This is a genomic window from Malikia spinosa (assembly GCF_002980625.1).
Classification (GTDB): Bacteria; Pseudomonadota; Gammaproteobacteria; order Burkholderiales; family Burkholderiaceae_C; genus Malikia; species Malikia spinosa.
In genome coordinates this window covers 1-25290 of record NZ_PVLR01000057.1, presented here as the reverse complement: position 1 = coordinate 25290, position 25290 = coordinate 1, and the positions used below count along the sequence as shown (strand labels likewise).

The following is a 25290-nucleotide window of genomic DNA, read 5'->3' as shown; positions in this document are numbered from 1 at the left end:
TCATTAATTTGAATTATTTATTATGGGATGAAGTTATATGGTGTCATGTTGCCTGAATTAATCTGAAGAGAAGTTCCACATCTCCGAAATGCTTTTGGCTGAATTTGCGAATTTTATTGAAGATGTTTTTAGGCACATCGATCCAGTGTCTGCGGAGATTTGACCATTGAGGTAAGCCTTGGCTACGATGCCGGCAAACATTCCTTTTCTAGAGATTGGAATAGATTCGTCCAACCCAGGTAGATAATCAATTGTCTTGTTTTCGGCTGGGATCCACTCTTCAAAATCGACATCATTAACTCTGATTGATTGAGTTTCAATGCGTGTAACATTATGAACATGGTGGCGGGCAGCAGAAATACTAATGCCAAAACGGTGACTTACTTCTGTAATTGCGTCGCTCAAGTTGTTTGATTGTTTAACTATGGATTTGACTGCAGATCGCGGAGCCAAAAATGCAACAGCAAACGCATTGGCTCGCATCTCCACTGGATCTTTTGGAGGAAATGCTCCTGAATCAATTTCAGTGTAATCATCTACGATTACTTTGTTCAGTCGCTCATCGGGATCCCAAAGCAGGTGAGCAAGCTCATGGCATATAGTCATTCTTCGAATAGCGACATCTGAGTTTTTTCCTCGCTCATTAACAATAATACCTCGATAGGTGCCGTTAGCAATCGTCGCTCCAGCAAATCTTGGATCCAAGGTAATTTGAATTAGCGGGATATTTAGCTCTTCTTCGATCAATGCACGCATGCTATTGATGGGGGCATCAGGATCCATGCCTAAAAGCCTTCTAGTTTCCTCAGCAAGAAAGTAACCTTTTTCGTATGCTGGATAGAGGTAGTCCCCATTCCGGCGACTTGATGGTGTAACTAAATTGTGCATTGGCATGCCAATGAGCTCTGATAATGTCATTTGCTTTGATATTATCCATGCCGCCTCGGCCAAGGCCATTACAGTATTGCTGGAAAAGGATCTGGCATCCCTTGCTTCAGAGAGCGTTCTAAGTCGGACACCTAGCGTTTCATCGCTTCCTGCTGCGGGTCGATAGCCAAGAACCGTTTCATCGAGAGCCAATACTTGACACAGGTTATTGAGTGTTTGTATTGGAGTAATTTTCCCTGGAGTTTCGGCGTCTCGGATGATCTCGCTATTGATGTGTAAGAATTTTGCTAATTGATTAATTTCAAGCCCGAGCTGTTCGCGTTTTGTTTGAATTGTTTTTGCAGGCTCATGGAAAGACGGAATCAAGCTAACTACATCTTCATCCATTACTTGCTGTACCAAGTCACGACCAAACGCTTCCTCTGCTTGGAAACGGGTGAGTCTATGCCCTGTGGCGGCAGGATTATCTTTGGCCAACTGAGACTGACTGCGAACGAACATCACGTTATTGCTAACATCGATCGGTAAAATATTTTTTATTTTTGTATTCATTGTGGAAGCGCCTCCACAGGGATGCTTGCACCGAATCTGAAGCAGTATCCGGTACCTTCATCGTACCCTGTTGTCCATGTTCGGTAGCCAGAATTCGAGAATGCTTTAGCTGCGGTAGTCATTTCATTAGCATTTTTTGGTCCATAACGCCCTGAGCAGCCATTAACAATAACCTCTCGCTCGGTGATCCAGATAAGCTCTCCGCCGGTAAATGCAGGTTCGCCTCCAGTTAGATTTGTATGTTTTATTTTTCCATTCTCTAACTTATCTCCGAATTCACTTCGCTCTAATGCATAAACGCAATCTTTAAGTCGAATAATCCAGAGGTGAATTTGTTGCTTCATTTCTTCAGTTACTTCGGGAGTTACTGCAGGATGCGGAAGCGATTCTACCGGGTGTTGTATCACCGTCTTGAGTCCGTCAGATGGTTTCATTTGAAGCAACTCATCGTCGTACTTCTTCGTCTTAAGCTCGGGGTGACGTGGCTCACCAAGCAATGTGCGGATAGTATTAAAAGCATCAAGCATTCGATAGTCTCTGTATTCTTCGGAGTCCATAATACTACCATCAGGGCAAGCACCGTTACAAGAATGCTGGTTTCATCAGCCAGTTGAGCTCTAAAGATCGCATGCCGGTTTGACCGTTTCGGCAGCAGCTTGATTCCCAACGCTTGCAGATAAAAGTCCTCGGCTATGCAAGATCACATCACCAAACCGCCCTCATAGAGCACTCGCGTAGAGTGCACCTGTGCTGCACGGCACACCGTTGGTTACCAGAGCTTCAGTTGCGACCTGTTCGACTTGGCCCGTACTTGAAAGCACCTCGAACATCCTCTGTCCGCCCACTTGGCAGGCACTTATCACTCAGCTGATAACGTATCTCCTAAGTTGTAAATACGTATAGACAATTCAATGGGGCATCTTGTCAGGCCCCGCTAGCCAGCGCCGTGGGCCGAGTAGCGGAAGGTACCGGGCACTTCTCCGCTATGACCGTCGGTCATCCCGCCCGTACGTCGAGGGGACCTCAAAGCCATTGTACGTCATCACTTTGATAATTTGATTTTGTCGAGCGGCGTGGCCTGAAGTGCTTCCCAAAGCTCTCGCTGCTTGGCACGCTTGGTGCCGCGCTCGCGCCAGTACTGCCTCCTGCCCAGTTGGCGGTCCGACTGGTCCGATGACCGGAACGCCTGCACCAATGCATTGGTCAGTGGAAACAGCTCTCGGTTGTGACGGAACGAGGACCAGATGCCGATTTCCGTCAACATGGCTTCGACCGTATGCCGTTCTCGCTGAGCGGCGGCCCGCGCAATGAAAGTCTTCACTTTCGCCGCCGAGCGAAGATCAAGATGCGCGTAGTCCCTTGTCTTCTTGCCCGGACTGTCATAGTGCCCCTTAACCGTCACTGTCTCGGGCACGGCTTCAGACAAGAATGTCTGCATCAAGACATGCTTGACTGTGGTGAACGGAATGCCCGCCCCCAGGCGAACCATCAGCGCTGGCCATGATGCGCGAGCAGCTGGAGCGATTTCGCACCCAGCGTCGACCAACACAGGCATGGTGAAGTGGTCTATGAGGTTGGCGGCGAGAGAAACACCTGCGATGTCGCCTGAAGGCAAGATGAAGCCAAGTTCCAAGGCTTTCGCACGGTACAGAGCCAGTAGCGCATCGTCGTCGTGTTCGCGCACCGGCATGCTCAGCATCTTGACGCTGAGCGAGGTCAACGACGCCCAAGTGGCCAACTTGGCACGAAACGCCAAGGGTCTAGCCCTAGTCTCGTTTGGAAGCAAGATATTGCGGATCTGCGTTTTTCCGCGGACGGGTATGTCCGAAACCTGCAGAGGTATGCCGTGCCTGATGCAAAGGAAGGCCCCTGGCAGCAGGTGACTGCGATGCCAGTAAGTTTCACCGAACTTGGCCAAGTCTTCGCGGATGCACGCGCGGCAGACGCGGCGATAGGGCAGACCATGCGATACGTTTTTGGTAAGGGAACTGAGGCAGTCTTCCCCCGGGGTCGGACGTAGTGCCTTGGAAATCAAGGCTGCCCTCGTTGTCTTGGGCATGAAGTAGACCGTATAGGGGAACACGGTGTGTTCCAGCAGTAGCTCCTCAGGATCTACGCCGCACCAAGCACTCATCGCGCTGATGTGGGACGACATCAGGAACGAAGCGTAGGCGCGATTGCTACCGGCAAGCTCGCTCATCAGCCGCTTGAGTGAGAGGCCGGTCTGTCGGCAGCCCCGGGCGATGACGCTCCCGATGACTTCGTCAGGATAGGGCATGGGCAGCCAGGGCATCAGCTTTACTCGACGCTGCCGACGAACTCGTCGTGAAGAGGACGTGACCGGTACAGGGTCAGAGGTCAATGACGTCCTCGAGCCGTGGCGCCATGCCGAAGTCCTTCAGCTGCCTCAGCACCGTCACGTTGTTTGCCTGGGCGTGGGCAATCGCACGTCGGTAGTCGTTGGGACGCTCATCGAACTTGTTGACGGGCACTTCAACAACTTTACCTTTCCCTGCCTTCCCGCGAGCTTTCACCGGTTGTGGCTTGCTTAGTGCCGCAGCAGCCCGTTTGATGCCGGTCGCCAGGTTGGCGTCCGGGTTGGTACTCGCTACTTCGCCTGCGAGGCTTGTCGCTTCTTCCTCCCCGACCCCCATCGCCTGAAGCCCAGCAGAGAGTCGAGGGGCGAATGTTTCGTCGCTGGCTTTGACGCTGAACAGGGGAGACTTCAGCAGGTTCAGCTTTCGCTGTGCAGCCTCCAAATGCTGCTGCAAGTTGAGCGGCGCGATGTCATCAAACTGGTTCAGGAGCTCCAGGTTGTCATCTCGCAGTGCGGCGACCATCGGGTGCAGCAACTGGAACTCCTCACCGTAGACGTCCAGTATCAGCTCTGCGGTCAGAGTCTCGGTGCCATCCAGGATGGCACGTGCTTGCGCTGCGGCGAACAGTTTGATGGCAAGGTCGATGACGCCCTGAGAGCAGTCGAACATGTACCGGCTCAACAGCGGATCAAGCGCGACCGGGTTTCGGACCCACTGGAATTGCCAAAGAATCTCGAGGAACACATCCCACTCGCTTGGCGCGCTCGCTGTCCCAGGAAGAAGCCTGTCCCAGGGTGCGATCCCCTGGCCGCTAGAGCGGCGCGACTGTCGGAAGTCCGTGCCTAGAACCTTGGCGGCCTTGTTGGTTCCGATGAATAGTATCGGGACCTTCAGGTCGTTCGCTGCTGACACCAGCTCAGTCATGACCGTCTGGCTCCCTTTTTTCGAATTGGCTAGGTTCTGCACTTCGTCGCAGATGAGCAGGCCAACCAGGTGAAGGTTCATCACACGTGCGACCCCCCGCATCAGGGTATCTGCACCGGTCCGGCCTCTCTGCGCATACATGTCGTAGTAGTTGGCACCGGGAATGAGCTCGTCAATTTTCTGAAGAATGCCGTGAGCCAGGCCCTTTATGGAGGAACCATCCGAGGGCATCTCAACGTGCAGCACCGGGATCTGGTACAGGTTGTACTCGGGGTGGAAAATCACTTTCGGCAGGTGTGCGCACCAGCGCTGTACGGTCGTCGTCTTGCCCATGCCGGAGAGGCCGATCAGTGCGGTCGAGATTTGCGGCGTACGCGAGTTTGCTGTTTGGGCAAATGTCTGCCCTGCCATCTGCTTCTGGTAAATCGACTGAAAAATTGCCGCATGCCCTGGCGTCTTGGGCGCTCGCCCGACGTACCCCGTGCGCAGCATGGAGTCCAGCGCCCGGCAGAGCTCAGTATGCTTGAGCATCGGGACCATGAAGTTTTGCAGCGTCCCGATCATCATCATGCGCTCTGACGCAGACCACTGGCGCTGACCCGGGTCGTAGTCTGGCATTAACGTCAATGCCTCGAGTAGGCTCTCGTCCGTCATCGGCGGCGGCAGGGCTTCTACTAGAGGATTGCCCTTGAACTGCGGGAGCCGCTGCTCCAGGTAGTGGGCGGTGATGGTCTGGGGTGGTAGTTCGTGTTTCATGGTGGTCTGTGACGGAATTTAGGCACGCATGCGCGCCAGGATGGCTTCGAGCCGTTCCTGTTGAGTGCTGGGGGATCCGGTTGAGACTGGGGGTTTCTGTGCCTGTTCAGGGGCAGCGACAGCTGGCGTTACTTTCTGAATCCTGGCCTGCTCTTGGCGCTCGAGGGTCCGTTCTTCGTGGCGGGCTGGCTTGGTGTCGGCGCGGCGAGCCGAGCGTGATGTCTTGCCTACGGCTTTGAGGCGCGCCTCAGCGTTGTCAACAACTGGCTTGATTTTTTGGCGGTAGTCCAGGCTGTTCTGCATGCGCTCGTGCTCAGATTCCTGGCGTACTTGCTGGCGTAGCAGTTCGTAGTAGCGAACTTCTCCAAAGCTGAGCCCAGCGTACTTTTGACTCCGGTCTGTCAGGGTAGCCAAGTGAGGAGCCCCCCTGCCGTCCAAAGCGTGAACGTACACTTGGTCGACTAGCCGCGGGTCGTATGACACTACGGCTTTGAATCGACCCTTGCGCGCTGTCTCGAACCATTTTTTCGCAATCGCCTCGGGAAAGCTGTAGAAGCAGTCGAGGAACTCGACACCGCGCTCTGTCACCGTCGCCGTGTCTTTGCGCAGTAGTGCGAAGCGCACCCGTTCCTCTGGGAATCGAGTCAGTAGACCGGCGCGCGAGGCGATGCCGTGGTTCCACAACTCGATGGGGCTTGGACGGATGCCCGCCAGGAGCTCAGCCGGTGTCAGCTCGTAATCCAAGATTTCGCGACGGTTGTTCTGGATGATGGCGTTCAGCACCAGGTTGCCGAAATCCTTGACGGTCAGGCAGGCGTCTTTCTCGTAGTGCTTGCCGCGCCGCCGGGTCGCGTTGGACGGTGGATCGTATGCCGGGGTGACCGGGCGCAGCGTGTTGTGTATGAGGCGGAAGCCACACTCAACGAGCGGTTTCCAGTCCGGCCGCTTGCTCGGCAGGTTGGTGACGGTGACTTGCAGACCTTGAGCGATGTTGTCGCTCGCGTGAGAAATCATGTCGCCGCGGTCAGCCAGAAACTCTTGGGGAAAGACTTGGTGCGCCGGCCAGTCGCTCGGGTGGTACTCCACGCCATAACGTTCGCACAGGGCTCTCTTGTCTTCCGATATGCTGAGGATCGCCTGGAGTGCCGCGTTCCATGAGGCGTTTTCCAGGCCGAAGTAGAACCCGACGATCAGACGGGACTTGCGGTCAATGATGAGGTAGAGGGTCGCCTTGCCGATGATTTTTCTACTGTCTTCGCGCGAGACCAGGTAGACATCGGCGAGCGTCGCGTCGATTTCGTAGTAGTGACCGACGCCGGAGCAGTCGGCAAGCACGGTCCCCAGGACTTTGCGGTCTTCTCGCTCGAAATCGGAGTTGCCCTTCCGTTTGCGGAGCCGAATTTCGATGTTGTAGTGGGTGCGCAGGAAGTGCCGGAACTGCCTGAGGCTTGGGCGAGAGCCTGCCGGGCAGGCGTAAAGTTGTTGGTTCCCATCCTCGTACCTGTAGTGCCGTTCCACCAGTTCGGTGTAGGTGTCAACCGCCGTGACGCGGGCGTCCTTGAGGTACACGTCTTCGACGACTTGCTGCATGTACCGGATGTCGGTCGGCTTCAACTGGAAGACTGGTTGCCCGCCGGATGGCTTTCGACCGCGACCGCCCGTGATTTCAGGGTCTTCCTCGGCGGCTACATCCTGGCGCCGGCCCGAATTGCCAAAGTCGGGCATGAGGGCGAACTTGTCTTGTCCCCGCTGCCAGAATCGCCGCAAATCCTTGCGCAGGGTTACCGGCGAGCAACCCTGCGCTTGCGCGTACTCTGCGACCAACAGACTGCGCATTTTCGGCTCATACAGGTTCGCGCCATGCTGGTTCAGAAATGGTTCCAGGCGAGTCCAAGCCGCCTCGAGCTTGCGCAGACACGATTCGCTGTGCTCTTTGTGTGACACTTCTTCGACTGTGACGCTGCTCAAGTCGGCGACTTGCCTGTATGAGAGACAAACGGGCCAAGCCACGGGACTGTCCAGGCTGATGCACCAGGCCACGTCGCCGGGGATATCCGCTTCGAGCATTCGCATGCGGATGCCGTCGAGATCGAATACATCGTTCTTGTACAGCACAGTCAGACCCCACCGAAGGCACGGAGCTGGCCGGGACGAGATGTCATCATGACCGATCCCAAGGATTCGCGTGTCAGATCTTTGGACTCCAGATTGACAGACAGCGAAAGTTCCTGGATGAGCATGCGCGCCACCCGCAAACCGCTCCCAGCTTCAAGTCCGTGGCGCTCGTCGAAAGACTGGCAGTAATCAGCCAGGCTGATGTTGGCGTATGTAGGGGCCATCAGCTCCCGGCTCATGCGGCTGCACAAAGCGGCAAAGTAGCCTGGACGGGGCTCGACTTCGCCTGGCTTGAGCTGGGCGTCCCGTATCCATGCAATGTTCATCACTTTCTGCTTGGGTATTTGGGAGTGGTAGATCAGGTAGTGCTCGATTTCGAGCTTTTCGAAGTAAGTACGCTGAATTTCTAGTTTGGCCAGCGAGTTCTCTTCTTCGGCTTCCTCGTCACGCTTGGCGTTGAGGGCGACCAACCGTTTGCCCCCGTGCTCGACGACGGTCAGCAGAAAGTCGACTGTCATCACCGTGGGCACGCGCGTGCCGGGGTAACACGGGTGTTGAATCTTGAGCTCCTGCGCCACGGTCTGGCTCAGATCGCGGTCAAGCGGATACTGCTCGCGGATGTCGACGACAGACCGTGACCACTCAGCGGCCAGGAAGATGTCGAACTCGACGTCAGAAAACAGGTGGTGGATACGACCGGTTTTGAGTCCGAAAACGCGACGAGATCTGCCGCTACTGCTGAAGTCGGTGACTTCAAGCCATGGCTTGTAGCTCGCGCCGCTGCCCGACCCGTAGCCCTTGGCCAGGATTTCGGCGATCTTCTTTTCAGTCCAATTGCTTTGTCTCATACCTTGTTCCTTCGAGGGCCCACTCGTCATGCACGTCATGACTTCGGGACCAGACCTCGCCTCCGCAAAGTGCTGGGGGCATGAAGTAAAGCGCTGCTTTTGAAGTGGGTGACATTTTTGTCACCCGCCCAGGTATGATCCGCCAGCGCCTCCTGACAAAAAGTCCTAGTAAGAAGGCTCGATTTCGCCACGAGCCCGACCACAAAAAAATTCTTGAAGATGCTGCGATGCCGACAGAACCTGAACGCGACTCCTGGCAAGAGTTCGCCAGTGAGCTCTTGAAGGACGCTGTCGCCATGCGAGGTCTCAGCTACCCGCAGTTGTCGGCGCTGCTGGCTGAGAAGGGCCTGGACATAGCGCCCAAGACGTTGAGTCGCCGCATCAACCGCGGCACGTTTGATGCTGGCTTCTTTCTGCGCTGTCTGACGGCACTCGGGGCCGAGACCATCGACATACAGGGGGAGCGAGTGGCTGACGTCTGGCTCAGAGGCGATGGGGTGTGGAAGAGGGGCCGGTAGAAGGGCTGGGCATGACGCCGGATGGCCACGCCAAGCGATCACACCGCTCACCTCTAGTGGCGGCCTGCCTGAACTCGACAACACAGCACGACGTCGCATACACGTACCCCTTCATAAAAAGGGGCACCTGCCTCAGTGTGAGGAGGCGAGGGCATGCTCAATGCGGTAAACGCCCTTGAATCATAGGCCCGGAGTCCTTCCCTGAACAGTCCCTGGTCGTGATCTTGGTGAGCATCCCTTGGAATATCCGGAGGAGATCCTCTCGTATGGCGTCTTCTACTGGGATATTCCCCTTTGATGACCCCCAGGCTTGAGGCGCTGCTTGGGTTTCCTTCCCTCGGTAGTGCTGGTGTGCATCCTGGTGGGCGAGCTCAGCCATCCTGTGCCGAAGGTCAGCACAGTGCCTTTAGATCGTCGTCGTTGTGCATGTGCACCCCGGAGCCGCATCACTCGCCAGCCTTATCGTTTTCAGGGTGCTGGCTTCGCCGCCCTGTCTGGGTTCTCAAAACTATCCCGCAGTCCCAGTTCTCCCGCAGTCGCTGCCGTTATCACACCCCGTCCGACTGCGCGGCAGCCGGCCTTCAACATGTCGGCTGCAATTTGTATAGCTCAGGTCGAGGGGCATGTTCAATACAAAATGCCAATAGCCTGGCGGGTGTCCGTATGAAGGCCTACGAGTCAGACACATGGCGTCGTGGAGCAGTAAGGCCTGGTGCGCTGATAGAAACCACGGGTTTTCCGGTGCGACTTGTAGCGCTGGTGCGATGGCCTGAGCTTTGGCTTCATCTCGGGGACTGTGCTCCAGAGCATGGGTGAGGATGCCCGCCGTCGGACGCATCGGATGTTTAGCGCACCAAGTGGGTCATCCTGATGCACAAGAGACCCCGGCCCGCGCATGTCCAACTCTTGCGTCTAGTGAACCCAACGGACTGCTTCAGGCTGGTTGCAGCCAGTCAAGTCAGGTCTGGCGACCGGCAGCTATCTAGCCATCGGGTGACATCACGAGGTAGACGTCTTCTGCGCAGAGCTGCATTTCGATGCCGTACAGGCCCATCGATGAGGGTCCGACCGGAACTGTCAAGTTGGATCAGGGCCACGACTGGTTCTTGGGTATCCGTCCGGCGAACCCCACCTTGAAAGCAGCCTTGCCCTGAAGGATGCTTGTGTCCGCCAACCTTTACGCGGACACATGGACACCAACATCGCCCACCCCCCAGCCGGCCGCCAGCGCCGGCGCCATTCACCCGAGTTCCGGGCCTCTGTCATCCAGGCCTGCCTGCAACCCGGCGTCTCGATTGCCGCCGTTGCCCTGGCCAACGGACTCAACGCCAACATGGTGCGCAAGTGGGTCATCAATGCGCAAACGCCCTCCCTGCCAACATCGGCAGATCGCGCGCGATCCCGATTCCTATCGGTACCCGATCATTCGCTACCGTCAGCACCGGCTTTCGTGCCGCTGGCGTTGCCTGCTCCGTCTGCCGCGCCAGTGGGAATTCAAATTGACCTGAGCACGCCCGCTGGTGTCTCGATCAAGATGACATGGCCCACGAGTGCTGCAGAGCAATGCGTGACCTGGCTGCGGGAGTGGCTGCGGTGATCCGAGTCGACGCAGTCTGGCTGGCCAGCGAGCCACTGGACATGCGAGCCGGCACCGACTCCGCGCTGGCTCGGGTGGTGGCGGTCTTCGGTGCGGCGCAGCCGCACCATGCCTACCTGTTCGCCAACAAGCGCGCCAACCGCCTGAAGGTGCTGGTGCACGACGGCATCGGCATCTGGCTGGCCGCGCGCCGGCTGCACCAGGGCAAGTTCATCTGGCCGGCCGCTGGCCAGCCCAACGCCGGACTGTGTCGGACCCAGCTCGATGCACTCGTGCTGGGCCTGCCCTGGCAGCGCGTGGGCGAGGCCGGTGTCATCAGCGTGATCTGAACCGTCACGGCTCCAGCACCGTCTGGCAATCGGGGGATATGCCGATGGCTGCCATGCTGGCGAGCGGGCACACTTGGGTTCATGATCCTGGCCCCCGAGTCCCTGTCCGAACTCAGCGCCGAGCAGCTGCGCGAGATGCTCGGCCGGCTCATGGGCGACCTGGAGCACGCCAGGGGAGACCTGCGCCACAAGCAGGCGGTCATCGACAAGCTCACGCACGAGAATGCCGTGCTCAAGCGGCTCAAATTCGCCGCCCAGTCCGAGCGTTTCAGTCCCGAGCAGCGTAGCCTGCTCGAGGAGTCGCTCGATGCCGACCTGCAGGCCGTGGCCGAGGAGCTTGAGCAGCTCGCCCCTCCTGTGGCCGACAGGGGACAGGCCAAGCAGCAACCCAAACGCCAGCCGCTGCCGGCTCACCTGCCGCGACACGAGATCCGTCACGAACCCGACTCCACCACTTGCGCCTGCGGCTGCCAGATGAAACGCATCGGCGAGGACGTCAGCGAGAAGCTCGACTACGTCCCGGGTGTGTTCACGGTCGAGCGCCACATCCGTGGCAAGTGGGCCTGCGCGCAGTGCGAGACGATGGTGCAGGCGCCGGTCGAGCCGCATGTGATCGACAAGGGGATTCCGACGGCGGGCCTGCTGGCCCATGTGATGGTGGCCAAGTACGCCGACCACCAGCCGCTGTATCGGCTTGAGCCTATCTTTGGACGCGCCGGCTTTGCAATCCCGCGCTCGACCCTGGCGCAGTGGGTGGGCACCTGCGGCGTGCGGCTGCAGCCGCTGGTCGATGCCCTCAAGGCCGTCATCCTCAGCCATGGCGTACTGCACGCCGACGAGACGCCGGTGCAGATGCTCAAGCCCGGCAACGGAAAGACGCATCGTGCCTATCTGTGGGCCTACGCTGCCGGCGCCTTCGAAGACCTCAAGGCTGTCGTCTACGACTTCTGCGAGTCGCGTGCTGGCGTGCATGCGCGCGAGTTCCTCGGCGACTGGCAAGGTACCCTGGTGTGCGATGACTATTCCGGCTACAAGGAAGGGTTCAAGTCAGGCCGAATCATCGAGGCGGGCTGCCTGGCACACGCGCGGCGCAAGTTCTTCGACCTGCACGTGGCCAACAAAAGCCAGATCGCCGAATTCGCGCTTGAGCAGTTCGGCAAGATTTATGAGATCGAGCGCCTGGTCAAGGACCTGGAGACCGAGGAAAGAAAGACGGTACGACAGCAGCAGACCCGCCCCGTGCTCGACGTTCTGCACGAGTGGATGACACTGCAACGTCAGAAGGTGCCGGGCAACTCGGCCACCGCCAAGGCGCTGGACTACAGCCTCAACCGATGGTCTGCGCTGACGCGCTTCGTCGACGATGCGCAACTGCCTGCGGACAACAACTGGATCGAGAACCAGATTCGGCCGATTGCGCTCGGGCGCAACAACTGGCTCTTTGCCGGCTCACTCAGGGCCGGCCAGCGCGCGGCCACCATCATGAGCCTGATCCAGTCGGCACGCATGAACGGGCACGACCCGTATGCCTACCTCAAGGATGTGTTGACCCGGCTGCCCACGCACAAGGCCAGCCAGATCGAGGAACTGTTGCCGCACCGCTGGCAGGCCGCCAGCGACGCCTGCGCCTGAGCGTCAAGCTCATGCCGCGCTGGCGGTCAAGTATGGCGTTCGCCAGACGCTTACGTTCTTGGGGGCTGAGGCGCCTCTTTAGATCGCGGTAAGCACCGATCATGTCTCCAAGGCTGCCCTCTTCAGCACCTCATGCTGGCGCGGCCGGTCCGGCATCTGAGGGGCCACAAGTGACTTACGGGAGCTCTCGATTACTCGTGAGCTCGTCAACGCGTCGGCAGAGCAGGCCGGGTTTTTGCGGGCGATGTGACTGCAGCCTCGGTGCTTACATCGGCGAAGTCGAACGGGCTCTGCGGAATGCTTCGTTTGCTGAGCGGGTTGATATCCGCGTCCGGAAAAGCCATCGGCGCGTGGAGGAAATGCTGGTAAACCACCTTGCGCAGGGACGGGTCCCCGACCAGGCTGACCTGATGGTCGATGTCGGCGGCGTAGAACACGCGGATGGAGTAGCCCCTCAGTGCTGCTCGAGCCTGGGCGGCCGCAATCATGCCTTTGGCCTCTGCAGTCAGCTCGCCGGTCACCCATAGCTCGAACCAATGCTCAAGCTTCGACAGGACGTTGTCCTTGCGGGTCTGCGCGAGCACTACCGGAATGCGCTTGTTCAGCCACTTTTCGACTTCTTCGTCGCTGAGCAGATTGCCCGGCAGGATGCCCTTGCACTCGATGAAGCGGGCGTAGCGGTTCTTGAGGATGAGTAGGACATCGACCTCAGCCACGTCCTTGCCACCCTCCCGGTAAATCCTGTTCATCGTGATATCGGCCGGCGGTTCGGTTTGCCGGACGACATCGGCCACGACGTACTCGAACAGCGCGCCGCGCAGCGTGCCAACCGCGCCCTCTGCCTTGCCCAACCGCTCAAACAACTCGCTGAACAAGAGTGGGTCGATGGCCTTGTCCGCTGCTTCGCTGAGCGTCTGCAGCAACGTCAGGAGTGCCTTCGCGACCTCGGTGCCGAACAACGCTTCAGGCGTGGCAGGCACGATGCCGGCCCGTCGGATTTGGTTCAACGCTTCCTGTGAATAGCGGTTGGCGACGAAAAACTGCATGCAGCGGCCCACACTGCGTAATTGCCGCAGCGAGGTGCATTTGTAGAGAAACGGGCTGATGTCAGCCACGCCTACCACCTCAGTCAAGAGCACGTCGACCACCAAGAAGCCTGGCTTTGGCTTTCCCGGGTCGGACCAGTTGGCAAGCGGGCCCAGGAAGGAGGGCGCAGACAAATCCCAGATGAACTGTCCGACCGCCGGGGCACTGTCGGTCTCCGACGCCCGCAGCTTGAAAGAGTGGAAGCTGCCGAAGCCGAGCTTGGCCGCCCATTCTTGGATGGACTGCAGCAGCACCCTCTCGGCGATGAGTCGTGCACGCACCTCGGGAAAGCGGTCATCAAGGTAGGGCTCGCCACGGGCAAACGCGACGCACGGCCCGAGCCCGGGCATCTCCACGATTTGCAGCAACTCGGCATCCACGAGCCGCTTGACCACCTCGTCACCAGGAATCTGGCGCTGGCCACTGGATGTCCCTGCAGCGGCTGCGAAGTGGCTGGTAGGAATGATCCCGCCTCGGGCAGTCAGCGCCCTGATGGCGCGGGCGTACGCCCCGTTTCCTTCCATCAGGGCCTCGGCCAGGCGATCCCAGAACTTCGGGCTGCCGTATTGGCTCTCGAGGTACAAGAACTGGGCGCCACGATGCAGAACCAGTTTCACCGCGCGGACCGGAAGCGCGCGTCGCTCGATCCGCTTCCGCGCGGCAGCAGGGGTAATACTCAGGTTGGCTGCCAATGCCGTGGCGAGGACGCCGCTGGTCATCGGGCCGTCCGCCGCCAATAGAGCTGCAATCTCGACGCTCATGTGTCCGCCCCCAGGATGTCACACAGCGCTATTTATAACACAAACCTATATTATCCTTTGAGTCTGTTTTTTCGCAGAGTCTGACTCGAAATCCAATAAGATCAATATCTTACATTCGTCTCGCGGCCACATCGCCCGAGCCGCAATGTCACGCTCGTTAAACGCTAGGGCCTGTTCTGCTCTCTTCCAAGGCGAGCCACTTGGCGAAAACTGCTTCCAGCAGATCCTCGCAGGCAGCCGCGAAGGTCACGATCAGCGCCGGCTTCACCACCAAGCCACTGCCATCGCTGTATTGGATGTCGTCCGGGTACTGGTCCAGCAGGCGCTGGACCAACTGAGGTGGCGAGGATGGAAATTCACCGGCGTTGTGCACGATGGCGTTTCGGACGAGCCGATATGCCTCGACCCCATCCCAAAGTTTCTGTTCAATGTCTAGGCCGGCGATCTTGGTGATGACAATGCGAGCTTTCCTGAACGGGGAGTCTCCCGCCAAGTCCTTCAGCTCAAGTCCGGGTTGCGCGTCCCTCAGCATGGATCGCGCGATGGCAATGAGCCGGGTCTCAACGACGGTATACGTCAAAACCACCAGGCTTTGCTGCTGCTGATTCGGGAAGCGGCGCAGCATGAGCTCATGGGTGTCGTAATTGTTGTCGAAGTAGGCCTCTTGTTCAGCCGGTGACATCCGCTCAACGACGCTGTGCACGTGCGCGGTGTGCTTCTCCGACTCCGCGGTCATGAGCGCCGTCGCCAGACGAGCATTGGCACGCATGTCCTCGAGTTCGTATCGACTCACGCGCTGGTGTCCCAGTACGGCGAAGCGCTTCGTGTCGGTGGATTTGGCCATGTGCCTAGCCCCACAGGTTTTCGTAGTCTGCAGACCTTGAGGAAGGCGGCCGCTGGGGTCGATTGATGGCGACAGGCAGCGGCATCGGCGAGCTCACGCCGACCACCACGGCTTCGCCCTGGCCAAGGATCGGCAGGAATGTCGCAGCAGACGCATCCAGGTCGCCACAGGCCTTCTCGACTACGTTCCGATCCCGCTCGTTGATGAGCCTGTGGACGATGAACATGCCCATCTGGCTCAGCACATCCTCGGGGATGTCGCGTGGCCGCTGGGTGGCCAGCACGCAGGTCAGCGAATACTTCCGACCTTCCTTGGCGATCAACCCGAAGGCGTCCAAATCCGTCCTGGAGAATTCATCGCCGACCGACTTGTCGAGGAACTGGTGCGCTTCATCGAGCAGCGCCACCACTGGATTTGCCAAGAAGCGGCCCTGACGCGCCAGGCCAAGTAGATAACGCCCGACCGCGTTGGCGACCACCTCTCGGGCGTTGTGCTCGAAGGAAAGGAATTCCAGGCTTATGCGCAGCACACGCTGCGCGGGGTCAGCCAGGAATGCTTCGACAACGCCCGGTAGTGGTTCCAAGCCCGCCGGTGCGAACAAGCACTCCAGGTTGGGCGAGGCAAGCTCGCTCTCGATCCGAGACATGAGCGTCGCGCAGGCGGACTGTTCGTTTGGATTCGGTGCACCCCAATTTGCCGCCTGAGCCTGAAAGCCGGAGGGGTAGACGCATTCCTCCCAAATCTGGCTAGAGAGCTGTCCGATATCGAAGTACGTGCCCGGCCGCCTCAGCGCCAGCCCGTGCTGCACACAAGCCGCCTCGAACGGGTATCGCGGCATTCCAGACTTGCGAATCAGGCCGTTCACCGCCATGCCCTGAATCACCTGCGCGATCTTTAGGCTCCGCAGTGCTTCCTTGAGCTTCGGCGCCTGCACGCCGGGGCTCGGGCGCAACAAGACGAACAGGTCAGACTCCGTCAATTCCCAGTACGGGAAGCTCAGGAAGCGCCGCGGGTCGTTCTGGTCGACCTTGCGGCCACCGAGATGCACATGCGTGATACCAGGGTGGACCTGTGTTTGAAACTCGCCTGTCGCATCGAAAAGGATCGCCTTGCCGCCAAGCCGAACAATTTCCTCTACGAGAAGGGCTAGCGTCCAGCTCTTGCCACCGCCTGTGGCCCCAAGCACTGCACAGTGCCGGCCCAACAGTTGACTTGGTGAGAGCGATACCACGGTGTCCCGGGCATGCGGAAACCTGGCAAGGTTGATGCGCTGAGCTTCCGGCGTTGTGCCCGCCTCGACGACCTGCTTCACGACCAATGGATGGGCCGAAAACACGTGCTGGCCGATGCGCGGCGAGACAGGTACGCCCCGCAACGAGGTGCCGGTCTCAAGGTCAACAGCCGTCAGGAGTTGGACAATGCCCACAGGGTTGGGTTGTGCGTCTCGCTCATGCGTCGGTTCGACGGTCAAGCGGTCACGCTCCGGAAGCCTAGTCTCGATCAGGCGGCCAAGCACTGCGTGCTCTTCACCCTCTATAACGACGAACTCCCCGACCTGACCTCGCTGCAGTTGGTAACCGGCCACGTGGGTGCTGCCTGGACGCGGAGCGAACGGCAAGTTGACCTCGACCGTCGCCGGCCGAACCGTACAGACGGAGCCGACGTAGCGCTGCCTATCGAATGGAGAGACGACGAGCCCGCTCATACCGCACCGATATTGCGTAGTCGAGCAACGTGCCGCTCGAGGTCGGTTTCGGCTGCGAGGTCAGGCACGAAAGGCACCATTTGCTCGAATCCGCAGTTGAGCAGCGTGATCCGTGCGTCGCCGGCGGCGGCGAGGCTCTTCAACTGGCCCAAATACTTGTTGTTCTCGCACTCGCCAGGCCCATTGGCCTCTCCGTTGTTCCAGGGTGCTAGGCCTGGGCTCACCACCACGATCTTCATGGACAAGTTGGAACGGATGGCGGACATGATGGGCTCGGCCAGATGGTTGTCGTTGAAGCCGAAGCCCACGACGAGCAGCCCGGTATCCGGCTCGCGCACCGCGGTCTGGAACGCCCCAATCATCTCGAGATAAGGCTGCTCAAACGCCAACTCGTACTTCGAGTTCCGCGGGTAAATCAATACCGGCTTGCCACCTGCCGTCCACTTCATGATTTCGCCTGAGGGCTCCTGCCGCTGCCAATCCACGGACCCGTGGAGCTTGTAAAGGTGGAAGCAATTCGGAATCGGTTCGAAAGACTCGGTGTCGCCGAGGCGGCGCACCGTCTCGTAGCTGAAGTGGATTGCATCGAAAGTCGGCGGGACCGTGTGCGAGAAGCCGTCCACCACGACGTAGCGGCCCTGGCGGCCGGCCTCTTCATAGCAACGGTCGTAGTTGGTTGTGAACACCTTCATGCGCGACTTGCGCTGCGGGCGACGTGCTGCGCGCCGTAGGAATTCGGCGTGGACTGGCAACGGGTGGTTGTGCGCCAGGAAGTTGGTGGCGGCCATGATGTGCGCCTCAGCAAGGGCGACAAACTTCGTCACTTCATCCTTCTGGGCGCCGGTCAGGAACGATTCGGCGAGGCGGCAGCGCGACATCAGTGCCTCGATGTCGGTCTTAGCGGCAGGATGCCCTACCAAAGTAAGGAGCTGCTGGAAGTTCGGGCCGATCGGATTTACCGCAGCAGCAGCCGCGTCTTGCCGCGCGCCAATCTGCTGCCAGAGGTCCCACATGGTTGGCGCCTTCGGGCCGTTGGCGACGGCCGGCTGCACACAAAGCGATGTGCCCAAGCCGGCCAGCACGACGAGGTTACTGCAGCGCATGACGTCGGACAGCGAGCGCTTGGCTTCCGCCTTAGCAGGGTCTTCAGGAGCCGGTGCAGCCGGTTGTGCGGCCCTAGGGATGGGCGGAAGTTGCGGTACGGCTGTCAGCCACTCATCATTGGTCTTGGAACTCAGAACTTGCACGACGGGGCCTCCCAGCAAGCTGCCGGATGGCTAGCTTCGCGTTGCTTGTGCCTTATTGTGCATGAGTCAAAGCGGGCGCCCGAAGGCTCACTTCGCCACTAATGTCCGGCCATCAGGGCAGAGCAACGTGCGTAGCGACTCCATGGCACAGCAAAACGCTTGGAAGGTGTTGGGCGACGGCTTTCCTGCCCAGTGCGGACGTTTGCTGCAGTTAGTCGTTGGACTCCAATCGCTGCAATGCGGTCGCATGTGCCATTGAAGCAGCTCTTGATCGTGGCCAATGTTCCTTGGAGTGTCCAAAGACGCTTCGTTTGCTAGGGTCCCATCGTGGATACCACCTTGGTCCGCTGTTCTGCGGCTTCCAGCGCCTCACCATCGTGTTGACGCACAACACAGCTAGGCATCCACTGCAAGCGGAATGTTTTACGTCAGCCCGGTACGTCAGAACAGAACTTTAATGTCACTGGCAACTTTCAGAACAGAACATATTGTCATTTTTCGCCTAATTTGCTTATTTTTTGAGCAAATTAGGGGTTGGGTATAGGTTTTCCTCCGATGCAGCGTTGGACGACGAGGGTGTGGGCTCGTCGCATGGAACGGGCTGTGTAGTCGCTTTCTCCCTATGAGGACAGAACTTTAATGTCACCGGCGAAGCTCGAAAACCAGCGCCGTAGGACAGAACATATTGTCATTTTTGGGCCAGAACAGAACTATTTGTCACGGAACAGAACTTTAATGTCAGTCACCAGATTCGGCCGACTGGGAGGTCTTTCGCCTGACCGGCGTGGCGCATCTGGTCAGCATCTCAGGCCTGCATGTGACGATGTTCGCGCTGCTGGCCTCGGCCTGCGTCGGGCGCGGCTGGCGCGCGCTGGCCAGGCTCTGGCCCGGCCTGCTGTGGCGCTGGCCGGCTCCGACGGCCGCGGCGCTTGGTGGCCTGGCGCTGGCTTTTGCCTACGCGCTGTTTGCCGGCTGGGGCGTGCCGGCCCAGCGCACCGTGCTGATGCTCGCCTGCCTGACCTTGCTGCGCCTGAACGGCGCGCGCTGGCCCTGGCCGGTGTTGCTGCTGGCGGTCATGGTCGCGGTGCTGCTGCTCGACCCCTGGGCGTTGTTGCAGCCGGGTTTCTGGCTCAGCTTTGTCGCGGTCGGCGTGCTGCTGGCCTCGTCCTGGCTCGGACAGGCCGAGAGCAGCGGGCTGCGCGACTGGTTCACCGACCTGTTGCGCACCCAGGCCATCGTCAGCGTGGCGCTGGCACCGCTGACCCTGCTGTGCTTTGGCCAGATGTCGATCGTCGGCCTGCTGGCCAATCTGGTGGCCGTGCCCTGGGTCACCGGCCTGGTCACGCCGCTGGCCATGCTCGGCCTGCTCTGGGCGCCGCTGTGGCGGCTGGCGGCCTGGGGCGTGCAGGCCATGAATATCTGCCTGGAGTGGTTGGCCCGGCTGCCCTGGGCCGCGTTCGAGCGTCCCGAGCTGCCGCCCGCGCTGGCGCTGCTGACGCTGGCCGGCGCCGTCCTGCTGGTGCTGCGCCTGCCCTGGGCCCAGCGTGCCTGGGGCCTGCTGCTGTGCTGGCCCCTGCTGGCCTGGACCCCGCCACGCCCCACTCTGGGTGATTTCGAACTGCTGGCGCCCGATATCGGGCAGGGCGCGGCGGTCGTGGTGCGCACGGCGCGCCACACTTTGGTGCATGACACCGGACCCGGCCAGGGCAGCAGCAGTGCGGCGCAGCGGGTGCTGCTGCCGCTGCTGCGTGCCGGCGGCGACCGGCTCGACCTGCTGGTCGCGAGCCATGACGACCTCGATCATGCCGGTGGCCTGTCCGAGCTGCTGCGCCAGCATCCGCGTGCCGAGCTCTGGGCTTCCTATGACACCCGGCGCGCGACCGGTCGCGCGGCGCGTGCCTGCGCGGCCGGGCAGCGCTGGTCCTGGGATGCGGTGAGCTTCGAGTGGCTGCATCCGCAAGCCGGTGATGACGCGCTCGGCCTGAGCGACAACGCGCGCTCCTGCGTGCTGCGCGTGACGAGCGCGAGCGGGCGCGTGGCCCTGTTGACCGGCGACATCACGGCCAGCGAGGAGTCGCGCATCCTGCGCGACCAGCCCGGCTTGCGCACCGACCTGCTGCTGGCGCCCCACCACGGCAGCTCGACCTCGTCGAGCGAGGCCTGGCTCGATGCGCTGCGTCCGGGCTGGATCGTGATCCAGTCGGGCCACCTGAACCGATTCCGCCATCCGGCCCCCGAGGTGCTGCAACGCTTGCGCGCGCGATCCATCGCCTGGAGCAACAGCCCGACCTGCGGGGCCGCGAGCTGGCGCAGCGACGCGCCTGCGGCCCTGCTGTGCCAACGCCAGCAACGGCCGCGCTACTGGCAGGCGGGTGCCGAAGTTGCTGTTGACCTTGATCAATGATTTGATGCTGCCGGGCCGGTGATTGGCCCGTTACTTGCTAACATGGAATTGCCCAGATAAACGCGAGCCCCCCATGAGCCGACACCAATTCGACGAAATGTATGCCGCACCCGACCAGGTGCGTGAGCACTACCTCCAATACGCGCGCTGGCTCGCCGAGCAGCCTGACGATGTGATGCGTGCGCGCCGCGAGGAAGCCGAGATGATCTTTCGCCGCGTCGGCATCACCTTCGCGGTCTACGGCGCCAAGGACGAGGACGGCGCAGGCACCGAACGCCTGATTCCGTTCGACCTGATCCCGCGCGTGATTCCGGCAGCGGAATGGCAGTCGATGGAAAAAGGTCTGGAGCAGCGCGTCACGGCGCTGAATCGCTTCCTGCACGACATCTACCACGACCAGGAAATCCTGAAAGCCGGCATCGTGCCGCGCGAACAGATTGAGGGCAATGCCCAGTTCCGCCCCGAGATGGTCGGGGTCGACCTGCCGGGCGGCATCTACTCGCATATCTCCGGCATCGACATCGTGCGCGCGCCGGTGCCCGGTGGCGACGGCGAGGCCGACTACTATGTGCTCGAGGACAACCTGCGCGTGCCCAGCGGCGTGAGCTACATGCTGGAAGACCGCAAGATGATGATGCGGCTCTTCCCCGACCTGTTCGCGCAGAACCGGGTCGCGCCGGTCGCGCATTACCCCGACCTGCTGCTGGAGACGCTGCGCTCGGTCAGTCCCGCGCACACGGTCAATCCGACCGTCGTGGTGCTGACTCCGGGCATGTACAACAGCGCCTACTTCGAGCATGCCTTCCTGGCCCAGCAAATGGGCGTGGAACTGGTCGAGGGCCAGGACCTGTTCGTCAAGGACAACTTTGTCTGGATGCGTACCACCCGCGGCCCCAAGCGGGTTGATGTGATCTACCGCCGGGTCGACGATGATTTCCTCGATCCGCTGGTGTTCCGCCCCGACTCGACGCTGGGCTGTGCCGGCCTGCTCGACGTCTACCGCAAGGGTAATGTCATGCTGTGCAACGCGATCGGCACCGGCGTGGCGGACGACAAGTCGATCTACCCCTATGTGCCGCAGATGATCGAGTTCTATCTGGGCGAGAAACCTATCCTCAAGAACGTGCCGACCTATCTGGGCCGCAAGCCCGACGACCTCAAGTACATCCTGGCCAACCTGAAGGACCTGGTGGTCAAGGAAGTGCATGGCGCCGGCGGCTACGGCATGCTGGTGGGACCGGCCGCGACCCAGGCCGAGATCGAGGACTTCCGCCAGGCCGTGCTCGCCAAGCCCGAGGGCTATATCGCCCAGCCCACGCTGAGCCTGTCGAGCTGCCCGACCTATGTCGAGCGCGGCATCGCGCCACGCCACATCGACCTGCGCCCCTTCGTGCTGTCGGGCCAGAAGGGCGTGCAGATCGTGCCGGGCGGACTGACTCGGGTCGCGCTCAAGGAGGGCTCGCTGGTGGTGAACTCGTCCCAGGGCGGCGGCACCAAGGACACCTGGGTACTGGAAGCTTGAGGAAGAACTGAATATGCTGTCGAGAACCGCCGATCACCTGTTCTGGATGTCGCGCTACACCGAGCGCGCCGAAAACACCGCCCGCATGCTGGACGTCAATTACCAGACCGCGCTGCTGCCGCAGTCGGCCGCGGTGGCCAAGCTGGGCTGGGAAGGGCTGCTGCGCATCAGCGAGCTGATGCCCGCCTACGAGTTCCTGCATGGCGAGGTCAACAGCAAGGATGTGCTGGACTTCATGGTGCGCGACGCCTCCAACCCGTCGAGCATCGTGTCTTGCCTGATGGCGGCGCGCGAGAACGCCCGCGCGGTGCGCGGCGCCTTGCCGACCGAGGTCTGGGAGACCATCAACCACACCTGGCTCAAGCTGAGCCAGATGCTCAAGGACAAGGACTTCGAGCGCGACCCGGCCAAGTTCTTCGACTGGGTCAAGCACCGCTCGCACCTGTCGCGCGGCGTCGCGATCGGCACCATGCTGCGCGACGAGGCCTTCTACTTCTACCGCATGGGCACCTTCCTGGAGCGGGCCGACAACACGGCGCGGCTGCTTGATGTCAAGTTCCATGCGGTCGAGAGCGACTTCTACGGCGCCGCCTCCGAGCAGGACCAGGAATACGACTTCTACCACTGGAGCGCGATCCTGCGCAGCGTCAGCGCGTTCGAGGTCTACCGCAAGGTCTACCGTGACGTCATCACGCCTGAGCGCGTGGCCGAGCTGCTGATCCTGCGTGCCGACATGCCGCGCAGCCTGCACGCCAGTCTGCAGGGCGTGGTGGCCAACCTGGGCCGGGTCAGCAACTCGATCTCGGGCGAGACCGAACGGCGCGCCGGCAAGATGCTGTCGGACCTGCAGTACGGCAACCTCGACGAGATCATGGAGACCGGCCTGCACGCCTACCTGACCCAGTTCCTCGACCGCGTCAACGAGCTCGGCGGCCGCATCAGCCGCGATTTCCTGGTGCCGGAGCCGGTCTGAGCTACACCCTGCAAGCCCCCGTCGAGCACGAACTCCTGATCAAGAAGAGCCGCTTCCTCTCCTGCGTGCAACCGGTCGAGGGGCGGGCCGAGGCGCAGCTCATCGTGCAGGCCTTGCGTGAGCGCCATCCTGGCGCGGCCCATGTCTGCTGGGCCTTGCTTGCGGGTGGCCAGTCAGCCGCCAACGACGATGGCGAGCCGGGTGGTACGGCCGGGCGACCGATGCTGGAGGTGCTGCGGCACCAGGAACTCGAAGGCGTGCTCGCGACCGTGGTGCGCTACTACGGCGGCATCAGGCTTGGTGCCGGCGGGCTGGTGCGTGCCTACACCGACGCGGTTGCGCAGGCGCTGGCAGGAGCGGTCAAGGTCGCGCGCGAGCGCCAGTTGAGCTGGACCTGCCTGGTGCCCTATGCGCTCGAGGGTTGGGTGAGGCGCGAGCTTGAGCTCGGCCAGGCCCAGTTGCTGCAGGCCGTGCACGGCCACGTCGTCACCATCAGCCTGCGCGTGGCCCAGGCGCAGGCCAGCGCGCTGCGAGCACGCCTGGACGAGGGCGGCCAGGGTCGGCTGGTCTGGGTCGAGCCGCAGGAGTAGCCATGAACCCAGCCTCTACCGATCAGCCGCATGTTTTCAAGGGCCGACTGGAAGACTGCGGCGAGCTGTTTGCGGCGCCGGCGGATCAGAGTCTTTATGAGTCCATGCGCCAGGCCGGCCTCGACTGGCCGGTGTCGTGCCGCAACGGGACTTGTCGCAGCTGCATCGGGCGACTGGTCACGGGACAGGTGGCCTATGACATTCCCTGGCCCGGGCTGAGCCTGGAAGAAAAGCGCGACGGCTATTGCCTGTCCTGCATCGCCAAACCCCTGACTGATTTCGTGCTGCAACGGGCATGACCTGGCCTGCCTTCGTGAGTGCCGATCGAAGGGATCAAACAGTGCGACGCACAAACAAAAACGCCCGTCGCGGGTAGCGACGGGCGTCATGTATTGGAGCGGGATAAGAGACTCGAACTCTCGACCTATACCTTGGCAAGGTATCGCTCTACCAACTGAGCTAATCCCGCATCTGAATTTGGCTCCTCGACCTGGGCTCGAACCAGGCACCTACGGATTAACAGTACGGGTGACGTGCTGCTTCCCGCTCGGATGACGGGGCGGGAACCGTTGCCGGGGGCGGTTTCAGGGCAGGCCGTTGCCACCTTGATCGCGCTGCCGAGCTTCACCAGATGGCGACCATTGTCCCTTCATCATGCGTGAGGTCAGGCAGTCCTGACCTCGTTGAGCAAGTCGGGGTGACGATCCAGCAGCTTGAACAGCTTGACCAAGGCTAGCGGCGGCTTGGTCTTGCCATTTTCGTAGCGCGAGAAGGCATTGACGCCGCCGCCAAAGAGTTCAGCAGCCTGTCGTTGGTCAAGATCGAGCTTCCGACGCACCTTGGCGATGTAGTCGGGATCGACGTAGGCGGCATTCACTTGACGCTGAAACAAGCCGATCAGTTCGCTGTAGCGGTTACCGTGTTCACGGTTCAAGACGACTTCCCCGCAGGCGGGGCAGAAGTCGCCCGTCACCGCCGGAATGGTGGTGGTTTCACCCTTGTAGGTGTAGTGCATATCGCGCGTGTCGTGGATCAGTTCCGCCGCACCGCAGCATGGGCATTTCATGGTCACAGCTCCTTGAAGGAAACGATCAACACGTCATCAATGACGGTCAATTTCAGGTACACCTCATCGCCGCTTGCTGTTCTGGCATGGTACACGTCCTGCCAAATACGATGGTCGGCATGCGTCGTCATGCTCTTGTAGAAGTCGGCGGACGTCAGTGCCAATACAACGTCGCACATCCCGGCCAGATCGTTGATGCCAAGCTCACGCGCTCCGTTGTAGGCGGTTGCTGTAGCCCTGACCTGTCCAGCCTCTACCAAAGCTTTGATGACTGGCAGCTTGCAGTGAGGGATGCTTTTCTCTATGCAGTCATGATAACCTACTTGGTTATATTGTCAAATGGGTTAATGGCAAGGTTTGGATCTGGACGGAAGATGTAGAGGTCGCGGGAGAAAGAAAAATTCACCCGCCAGTCCGGACCCGCAGGCACGGATGGGAGTGGTGTCATGTTGATGGCGCAAATCGCCGTTACTGTATTAGCGTGTGTCTGGTCGAGACGTAGGGCATACCGCCGGGCGATGTGCCGCAGGGAGCCTGTAGCTGACCCTAGAGCGTGTTATGGACTTTCGCCTGTGCTGCATGGGGGCTGTCTGCCCCTATGCTTGCGGGATGAGC

General features: G+C 60.4%; 20 protein-coding genes, 1 tRNA gene and 1 pseudogene. 9 read left to right on the top strand and 13 right to left on the bottom strand.

Going from position 1 to position 25290, the window contains the following annotated elements; all coding sequences use genetic code 11:
- Positions 1 to 57: 57 nt before the first annotated feature.
- From C6P61_RS16105 to C6P61_RS16085, 6 genes are all read right to left on the bottom strand, one after another.
- A complete protein-coding gene (locus tag C6P61_RS16105) occupies positions 58 to 1440 on the bottom strand; it encodes an ImmA/IrrE family metallo-endopeptidase (protein WP_105730940.1) in 1383 nt (460 codons plus the stop codon).
- Positions 1437 to 1997 carry a hypothetical protein gene (locus tag C6P61_RS17785; protein WP_146115076.1) on the bottom strand — a complete coding sequence of 187 codons (561 nt, stop codon included), beginning with the start codon at positions 1995 to 1997 and terminating at the stop codon, positions 1437 to 1439. Before C6P61_RS17785 ends, C6P61_RS16105 begins: the two co-directional genes overlap by 4 nt.
- Before the next feature lie 485 nt (positions 1998 to 2482).
- Positions 2483 to 3733 carry a TnsD family Tn7-like transposition protein gene (locus C6P61_RS16100; RefSeq protein WP_105730939.1) on the bottom strand — a complete coding sequence of 417 codons (1251 nt, stop codon included), beginning with the start codon at positions 3731 to 3733 and terminating at the stop codon, positions 2483 to 2485.
- Positions 3734 to 3791: 58 nt separating this feature from the next.
- Positions 3792 to 5438: an AAA family ATPase gene (locus tag C6P61_RS16095; RefSeq protein ID WP_105730938.1), complete on the bottom strand. Its 1647-nt coding sequence runs from the start codon at positions 5436 to 5438 to the stop codon at positions 3792 to 3794.
- A gap of 18 nt (positions 5439 to 5456) precedes the next feature.
- Entirely contained in the window at positions 5457 to 7553 is a 2097-nt protein-coding gene (locus C6P61_RS16090) for a Mu transposase C-terminal domain-containing protein (protein WP_105730937.1), read from the bottom strand.
- A gap of 2 nt (positions 7554 to 7555) precedes the next feature.
- Entirely contained in the window at positions 7556 to 8401 is an 846-nt protein-coding gene (locus C6P61_RS16085; RefSeq protein WP_170067408.1) for a TnsA endonuclease N-terminal domain-containing protein, read from the bottom strand.
- 104 nt (positions 8402 to 8505) lie between these two features.
- Between C6P61_RS16085 and C6P61_RS16080 the strand changes: the two genes are divergently transcribed.
- The 4 genes from C6P61_RS16080 to tnpC all read left to right on the top strand — a co-directional run bounded on the left by C6P61_RS16080 (position 8506) and on the right by tnpC (position 12477).
- A complete protein-coding gene (locus tag C6P61_RS16080; protein WP_146115075.1) occupies positions 8506 to 8919 on the top strand; it encodes a DUF6471 domain-containing protein in 414 nt (137 codons plus the stop codon).
- Between the two features lie 1189 nt (positions 8920 to 10108).
- Positions 10109 to 10516 carry an IS66-like element accessory protein TnpA gene (gene tnpA / locus C6P61_RS16075; protein ID WP_105730934.1) on the top strand — a complete coding sequence of 136 codons (408 nt, stop codon included), beginning with the start codon at positions 10109 to 10111 and terminating at the stop codon, positions 10514 to 10516.
- Positions 10513 to 10845 (top strand): IS66 family insertion sequence element accessory protein TnpB, encoded by a 333-nt coding sequence (gene tnpB, locus C6P61_RS16070; RefSeq protein ID WP_170067407.1) that lies wholly within the window; start codon positions 10513 to 10515, stop codon positions 10843 to 10845. The genes tnpA and tnpB overlap by 4 nt, the downstream gene beginning before the upstream one ends.
- Before the next feature lie 81 nt (positions 10846 to 10926).
- Entirely contained in the window at positions 10927 to 12477 is a 1551-nt protein-coding gene (gene tnpC, locus C6P61_RS16065; protein ID WP_105730932.1) for an IS66 family transposase, read from the top strand.
- A gap of 206 nt (positions 12478 to 12683) precedes the next feature.
- Here tnpC and C6P61_RS16060 read toward each other — a convergent pair whose 3' ends face one another.
- The 4 genes from C6P61_RS16060 to C6P61_RS16045 all read right to left on the bottom strand — a co-directional run bounded on the left by C6P61_RS16060 (position 12684) and on the right by C6P61_RS16045 (position 18120).
- Complete coding sequence (locus C6P61_RS16060) at positions 12684 to 14324, bottom strand: hypothetical protein (RefSeq protein WP_105730931.1); 1641 nt, start codon at positions 14322 to 14324, stop codon at positions 12684 to 12686.
- A gap of 157 nt (positions 14325 to 14481) precedes the next feature.
- Positions 14482 to 15168 carry a hypothetical protein gene (locus C6P61_RS16055; protein ID WP_105730930.1) on the bottom strand — a complete coding sequence of 229 codons (687 nt, stop codon included), beginning with the start codon at positions 15166 to 15168 and terminating at the stop codon, positions 14482 to 14484.
- 4 nt (positions 15169 to 15172) lie between these two features.
- Entirely contained in the window at positions 15173 to 16873 is a 1701-nt protein-coding gene (locus C6P61_RS16050; RefSeq protein WP_105730929.1) for an ATP-binding protein, read from the bottom strand.
- Positions 16870 to 18120, bottom strand: coding sequence for an SIR2 family protein (locus C6P61_RS16045; protein ID WP_105730953.1), 1251 nt, complete (start codon positions 18118 to 18120; stop codon positions 16870 to 16872). The genes C6P61_RS16050 and C6P61_RS16045 overlap by 4 nt, the downstream gene beginning before the upstream one ends.
- 760 nt (positions 18121 to 18880) lie before the next feature.
- Here C6P61_RS16045 and C6P61_RS16040 point away from each other — a divergent pair.
- From C6P61_RS16040 to C6P61_RS16020, 5 genes and pseudogenes are all read left to right on the top strand, one after another.
- Positions 18881 to 20524, top strand: a pseudogene (locus C6P61_RS16040) (DNA internalization-related competence protein ComEC/Rec2); the annotation flags it as partial.
- Positions 20525 to 20597: 73 nt separating this feature from the next.
- Positions 20598 to 22046, top strand: coding sequence for a circularly permuted type 2 ATP-grasp protein (locus C6P61_RS16035; RefSeq protein ID WP_105730927.1), 1449 nt, complete (start codon positions 20598 to 20600; stop codon positions 22044 to 22046).
- 13 nt (positions 22047 to 22059) lie between these two features.
- Entirely contained in the window at positions 22060 to 23019 is a 960-nt protein-coding gene (locus C6P61_RS16030; protein ID WP_105730926.1) for an alpha-E domain-containing protein, read from the top strand.
- Positions 23016 to 23609 (top strand): IMPACT family protein, encoded by a 594-nt coding sequence (locus C6P61_RS16025; protein WP_105730925.1) that lies wholly within the window; start codon positions 23016 to 23018, stop codon positions 23607 to 23609. Before C6P61_RS16030 ends, C6P61_RS16025 begins: the two co-directional genes overlap by 4 nt.
- Before the next feature lie 2 nt (positions 23610 to 23611).
- Positions 23612 to 23908: a 2Fe-2S iron-sulfur cluster-binding protein gene (locus C6P61_RS16020; protein ID WP_105730924.1), complete on the top strand. Its 297-nt coding sequence runs from the start codon at positions 23612 to 23614 to the stop codon at positions 23906 to 23908.
- Between the two features lie 94 nt (positions 23909 to 24002).
- On the opposite strand, the gene C6P61_RS16015 is transcribed toward C6P61_RS16020, so the two are convergent.
- The 3 genes from C6P61_RS16015 to C6P61_RS16005 all read right to left on the bottom strand — a co-directional run bounded on the left by C6P61_RS16015 (position 24003) and on the right by C6P61_RS16005 (position 24980).
- A tRNA-Gly gene (locus C6P61_RS16015) sits at positions 24003 to 24078 on the bottom strand.
- A gap of 195 nt (positions 24079 to 24273) precedes the next feature.
- The gene (locus C6P61_RS16010) at positions 24274 to 24675 is read right to left on the bottom strand and encodes a type II toxin-antitoxin system MqsA family antitoxin (protein WP_105730923.1); all 402 of its coding nucleotides are present in this window, start codon (positions 24673 to 24675) and stop codon (positions 24274 to 24276) included.
- A gap of 2 nt (positions 24676 to 24677) precedes the next feature.
- Entirely contained in the window at positions 24678 to 24980 is a 303-nt protein-coding gene (locus C6P61_RS16005; RefSeq protein ID WP_105730922.1) for a type II toxin-antitoxin system MqsR family toxin, read from the bottom strand.
- Positions 24981 to 25290: the final 310 nt, after the last annotated feature.